Genomic DNA, 5621 nt, shown 5'->3' on the forward strand with positions numbered 1-5621 from the left:
ATACAAAGGTCAACGGGACCGGCACCGATAGCGGAATCATCCGCCGCCGGCATTGGCCCGCCCGTCGCGGGCCATCCCCACCAGGGCAGCAAACGCGGCACACTACTCGGCGACAAAAAAGCCGCCGACGTTTCCGCCAGCGGCTGACAATTCGTGGTCGGGTTGACTGGATTCGAACCAGCGACCCCCGCGTCCCGAACGCGGTGCTCTACCAAACTGAGCCACAACCCGATGCAAGAGAGAACTCTACCAGATTCTTACCCCAAAGCCAAGAAAAAGATACCAACTAGCCCAAAGCTCCACCACAAGTCGCCGCCCAGGCGCGCCAGCCGCGTGTCTCGCGGGCATCGCGGGCAATCCGCTCGGCCACGTCCATGCGCTCGCACAGGGCAAACGAGCAGGCGCCAGAACCCGTGACCATCGAGCCCAGCACACCCTGTTGGCGGGCAATCCACGAGCTCACGGCCGCAACGTCCTCGCACAGGCTGCACGCGGCGGGCGCGAGGTTGTTGTAGAGGCTCGCGGCCATGGCGGCAACGTCGCCGCTCGCAAGGGCGGCGCAGGCGGCCTCGTAGCCAGCCGGCGCCTCGCCCGCGCGGTCGAACTCGTCGTAGGCCTCCTTGGTGGAGACGCCGCCGACCGCGGGCATGACCAGGGCAACGGGCAGCGCGAACTCGGGAAAGGTCTGCTCGAGCACGTCGCCCGCACCCAGGTAGAGGCCAGGGTGGGGGTCGAGGAAGAAGGCTACGTCGGCACCCACGCGGCGGGCCACGCCCACCACACGCTCATCGTGCACGTCAACGTCCCAGCGCTGGGCCAGCGCGCGCAGCACGGCGCCGGCGTCTGCGGACGAGCCGCCCAAGCCCGCCTTCTCGGGGATGCGCGCCGTGACGCTCACGCGCACGTTGGGGCTCTCGCCCAGCTCGACGGCGAGCATCGTCGCCGCGCGCCAGACTGTCGTGCGCTCGGGCTCGACCTCGAGCGCGGGCTCGTGGCAGACCTCGAGCGCGGGCGCGTCCTCCACCACGATGGTGTCGCACAGGCTCACCGGAACCATCACCGAGTCGACCCGGTGGTAGCCACGCCCGTCCCTGCCCCGGTGAATGCCCAGGTGCAGGTTAACCTTGCAGGGAGTCTCAACGACCTGGCGGCAAGCCATGCGACAGTCCTACTCGAGGGGCTCGGCGGCCACGAAGTCAAACAGGCGCTCGCCAGTCTCGATGTCGAACAGTTCGACGGTGCCGGTGAGCACGTCGACGTACTGGTAGGACTGGCGAGCCTTGCGGCCACGGTGCTCGTCGACCTCGAGGACAAAGAGCGAGGGGTGCGCCATGACGAGGGTACCGGTGCGCTCGACGATGCGGGAGCGGCCCATGTTGGCCCTCACCTTGAGGCGTTCGCCCTGGAGGCCCTGGAGCTTCTCGCGAATCTCGTCGACCCTGTTGACGGAAGGAACTTCGTTCTCCATGCGTAACTCTCTATTCTGCGGCACGCCTTGGCACCACGCCCGCGGGGCATGACCAAAAATCGGCAGACTGCCGCACTCTGCATTCATACGAACTACTATCGTATTCGGCAGCATCGCGAGGCTCAACAGCCCCGCAGGAAGGAACGCAGAATGAACACGCCTGATAAGGATTGCTTCTCGCCCAGCGGCACGCTTGACCTCGCGCGCGCCAGACGCGTCATGGACAATCTCGAGCACAGGGGCATGCGCCAGATGCTCGTGGCAGACCCCATGTCAATCTGGTACCTCACTGGCTACTGGAACGTGCCCTACGAGCGCTTCTACGCCCTCTACCTCGCACGTAACGAGGCGGGCCGGATCGGTGCCACGATGTTTTGCAACCGCCTGTTCCCCGACGCCACCCACGTTGGCGCCCGCGTCGTGACCTTCGACGACACCGAGGACCCCATTTCCCTCGTTGCCGAGGCAACCAACCACGACGAGCCCCTGGGCGTCGACAAGGTCCTCGCCGCGCGGTGGCTGCTGCCCATGATGGAGGCGGGCTGCGCAAGCGGCTACCACCTGGGCTCTGCAGCCGTCGACGACGCGCGCGCCATCAAGGACGCCCGCGAGCTCGACCTCATGCGCGCCGCCTCGACCACCAACGACCGCGCCATGGAGTGGCTCGTGGCCCAGCTCCACGAGGGCGTCACCGAGCACCAGATCGCCAGTGGCCTTCTGGCGGAGTACCGCCGCCTGGGTGCGCAGGATGTGAGCTTTACCCCCATCGTGAGCTTTGGCGCCAACGCCGCCGACCCGCACCACGAGCCCGACGGCACCGTCCTGCACAAGGGCGATCTCGTGCTCTTTGACGTGGGCTGCAAGCAGGACGGCTACTGCTCGGACATGACCCGCACCTTCTTCTTTGGTGCCGAGCCCAGCGCCCATGAGCGCCAGGTCTACGAGACGGTCCGCGCTGCCAACGAGGCGGCCGAGGCCATCGTTGGCCCCGGCGTCACCTTTGCCCAGATTGACCGCGCCGCCCGCAAGGTCATCGAGGACGCGGGCTGGGGTCCCTACTTCACGCACCGTCTGGGCCACCAGATTGGCCTCGAGGACCACGAGCCCGGCGACGTCTCGTCCACCCACGACGAGCCGGTGCGCCCCGGCATGTGCTTCTCGATCGAGCCGGGCATCTACCTGCCGGGCGACACGGGCGTGCGCATCGAGGACCTCGTCATCGTCACCGAGGACGGCTGCGAGGTCATGAACTCCTACCCCAAGCAGCTTACGGTCGTGGGGTAGCCGCGAATAATCATTTGGAGAAGTGCCACAAATACGGGGCGCGCGAGGGCGGGGCCATCCCCCACCGTCGCGCGCCCTCTTTTACACGCGTAAGCTGCACGTCATCGATTGCTCAGCAGGCCGCGGCCCTACTGGCCCAGCACGTACTTCTCGATGGCCCAGGCGCAGCCGTCCTCGTCGCACGGCGGCGCCACGACGTCCGCCGCGGCCTTGACGCTGTCGGCCGCCTGACCCATGGCAACGCCCAGGCCCGCGTGCACAAGCATGTGCACGTCGTTGCCGCCGTCGCCCACGGCCATGCACTCGGCCGGCGTGATGCCCAGACGCTCGCAGAAGGCGTCGATGGCGTCGCCCTTGCCGCGGCCGCGCTCCACCACGTCCATGAAGGCCGGGCTCCAGCGGGCGCTCTCGAGGCCGGGGACGTTTGCGAGCAGCTCGTCGTCGAGCGCGGGGTCGCAGTCGACCACCATCTGCAGCACGGGGTTCTCGCCCACCACGGACCAGGGGCGCACGCGGCCGCCCGGCTCGTCCTGGCGCGACTGCCAGCGGACGGACTTCTCGAGCTCCTCGCGCGAGCCGCAGAAGTAGATGTCATCGGGCTCGGTAATCGTCGTGGAGAGGCCGCTCTTCTCGCACGCCTTGGCGAAGGCCGTGACGTCTGCCGGGTCCATGGGCTGCATGTGGATGAGCTCGCCGTCCGCCATGAAGCAGTACTCGCCGTTGGCCGTCGAGTAGCCGTCAAAGGCAAAGTCGGCGTTCACGCCAATGCCGTCCTTGTAGCGGCCGGTCACGATCATGAGCGCCACGCCCTGGGCGCGGGCCGCCTCGAGCGCCTGGCGCGTGCGGTCGTTGAGGTGCCTCTCGTTGAAGCGCACGAGCGTGCCGTCGATGTCGAGAAAGACTGCCTTGATTGCCACCTGTGTCCCCCAATCAAAGGGGGCCCGAGACACGCAGCATCTCGGGCCCCTTGCATGCAGATGCTGCCTAGATATTAGTAGAGACCCTTGCACAGGGAGAGCGCGGCATCATCGCAGACAACGAACACGTTGGGGTGCAGCTGCAGAATCGAGGCGGGGCAGCTCGGCACGATGGGGCCAAAGCACATGTCATAGACGGCCTGGGCCTTGTTCTCGCCGTTGGCGACCATGAGGATGGCGCGGGCGTTCATGATCGTCTGCGTGCCCATGGTGTAGGCCTGGCGCGGCACGTCCTCCTCCTTCTCGAAGAGGCGGGAGTTGGCCTCGATCGTGCTCTCGGTGAGGTCAACGCAGTGCGTGCCCTTGGAGAACTCGGCGGCCGGCTCGTTGAAGCCGATGTGACCGTTGCGGCCAATGCCCAGGAGCTGTAGGTCGCAGTAGCCGGCCTCGGCGACCATGCGGTCATACTCAGCGCAGGCGGCGTCGGCGTCGGGGTTGGCGCCGTCGGGCACGTGGACGTTGGCCGGTTCGATGTTGACGTGGTTGAAGAGCTGGTCGTTCATGAAGTAGTGGTAGCTCTGCGGATCCTCGTGGGTGAGGCCGCGGTACTCGTCGAGGTTGTAGGTGCGAACCTCGGAGAAGTCGAGCGAGCCAGACTGGTGCTTCTTGATGAGGCCCTGGTAGGCGCCGATGGGCGTGGTGCCGGTGGCAAGGCCCAGCACGCAGTTGGGCTTGAGCTGAATCTGGGCGGCGAGGATGTCGGCGGCCTTGCGGCTCATGGCCTCGTAAGTTCCACAGTTGATGATTCTCATGGCGCGTCCCTTCTCTTGAGGCGGTGGGACGCGAATTTGCTCGTCGCGTCTCACCGTGCGGCCCGCGTCGGCCGCAACCAACGTGAGACGCGGCCACCAGGGCGAGGTCGCGCAGCTATGAGGATGTCCCGGCGCGTCGAGGCCCCTGCCCGTCCACGTCGGCCCAGGGCGTTGCCCTAGACATCTACATGATGCCCCGCTCGCCCCCTCGATTTCAAGCACCAAGCGGACGAGCGGCACCGGCGTCAGAGGGACGTGCCTATTGTCATATGACAGAAGGCACGTCCCCCTGTCATATGCCCCACGAGGGTTAGGCCAGCTGGCGAGCGAGGTCTGCCAGGGCGTGGGCGCGGTGCGAGATGGCGTTCTTCTCGGCAGGCTCGAGCTCGGCCATCGTACGGCCCGGGGTGTCGGCGGGCCAGAACAGCGGGTCATAGCCAAAGCCGTGCTCGCCGCGCGGCTCGTGGCCAATGGTGCCCTCGCAGTCGCCCTCGCCCGTGACGCACGAGCCATCGGGGTAGAGCAGCACCACGCTCGAGTGGAAGCGCGCCGTGCGCTCGTCGTCGGCGACGCCCTCCATCTCGCGCATGAGCCTGGCGTTGTTGCGCGCGTCGTCGCCGTGGACGCCCGCCCAGCGCGCGCTCATGATGCCCGGCTCGCCGGAGAGGGCGTCGACCACGAGGCCCGAGTCGTCGGCAACGGCGGGCAGGCCCGCCTGCTCGCTCGCGGCCTGGGCCTTGATGACGGCGTTCTCGGCAAAGGTGTCACCGTTCTCCACCGGGTCGGGGAAGTCTCCCAGCTCGCCCAGGGCGTAGAAGGTCACGCCCGGCATGACGGGGGCGAGGATGGCCTCGATCTCGGTGACCTTGTGGGCATTGCCAGTGGCAACGACGACCGTCTTCTCGGGGTCGAGCGCGGCGATGTCGATCTTGGGCATGGGGACTCCAATCTTGTGGGAGAGCGGGGCTCGCGGCGACGCAGGCCCGCGAGCAACAGCGAGCGGCTAGGACCTAAAGCCCGTGACCTCGTTCTGCAGGCTGCAGAGGCGGGCGATGGCGGGCTCGGCCATGTCGAGAAGGTCGTTCAGCTGGGCGCGCGAGAGCGTGGAGTGCTCGCCGGTGCCCTGGATCTCGACGGTGC

The 5621-nt window shown here is 67.2% G+C and carries 6 protein-coding genes and 1 tRNA gene; 1 reads left to right on the forward strand and 6 read right to left on the reverse strand.

Annotated elements, in window-relative coordinates:
• Positions 1-154: 154 nt before the first annotated feature.
• The 3 genes from AC1VTH_RS06120 to AC1VTH_RS06130 form a co-directional block, all read right to left on the reverse strand.
• A tRNA-Pro gene (locus AC1VTH_RS06120) sits at positions 155-231 on the reverse strand.
• A 55-nt stretch (positions 232-286) separates the two neighbouring features.
• Positions 287-1159 (reverse strand): 4-(cytidine 5'-diphospho)-2-C-methyl-D-erythritol kinase, encoded by an 873-nt coding sequence (locus AC1VTH_RS06125; RefSeq protein ID WP_481335280.1) that lies wholly within the window; start codon positions 1157-1159, stop codon positions 287-289.
• A gap of 9 nt (positions 1160-1168) precedes the next feature.
• Entirely contained in the window at positions 1169-1468 is a 300-nt protein-coding gene (locus AC1VTH_RS06130; RefSeq protein ID WP_293673311.1) for a Veg family protein, read from the reverse strand.
• Between the two features lie 150 nt (positions 1469-1618).
• Between AC1VTH_RS06130 and AC1VTH_RS06135 the strand changes: the two genes are divergently transcribed.
• Positions 1619-2752 (forward strand): M24 family metallopeptidase, encoded by a 1134-nt coding sequence (locus AC1VTH_RS06135; RefSeq protein ID WP_481335282.1) that lies wholly within the window; start codon positions 1619-1621, stop codon positions 2750-2752.
• Between the two features lie 128 nt (positions 2753-2880).
• Here the strand turns inward: AC1VTH_RS06135 and AC1VTH_RS06140 are convergent, their stop codons facing one another.
• The 3 genes from AC1VTH_RS06140 to rdgB form a co-directional block, all read right to left on the reverse strand.
• Complete coding sequence (locus AC1VTH_RS06140; RefSeq protein ID WP_481335284.1) at positions 2881-3669, reverse strand: HAD family hydrolase; 789 nt, start codon at positions 3667-3669, stop codon at positions 2881-2883.
• A 74-nt stretch (positions 3670-3743) separates the two neighbouring features.
• A complete protein-coding gene (nagB, locus tag AC1VTH_RS06145) occupies positions 3744-4481 on the reverse strand; it encodes a glucosamine-6-phosphate deaminase (protein WP_481335286.1) in 738 nt (245 codons plus the stop codon).
• A gap of 310 nt (positions 4482-4791) precedes the next feature.
• A complete protein-coding gene (rdgB, locus tag AC1VTH_RS06150) occupies positions 4792-5418 on the reverse strand; it encodes an RdgB/HAM1 family non-canonical purine NTP pyrophosphatase (RefSeq protein ID WP_481335287.1) in 627 nt (208 codons plus the stop codon).
• Positions 5419-5621 lie beyond the last annotated feature (203 nt).

Source organism: Parolsenella sp. (assembly GCF_982402205.1).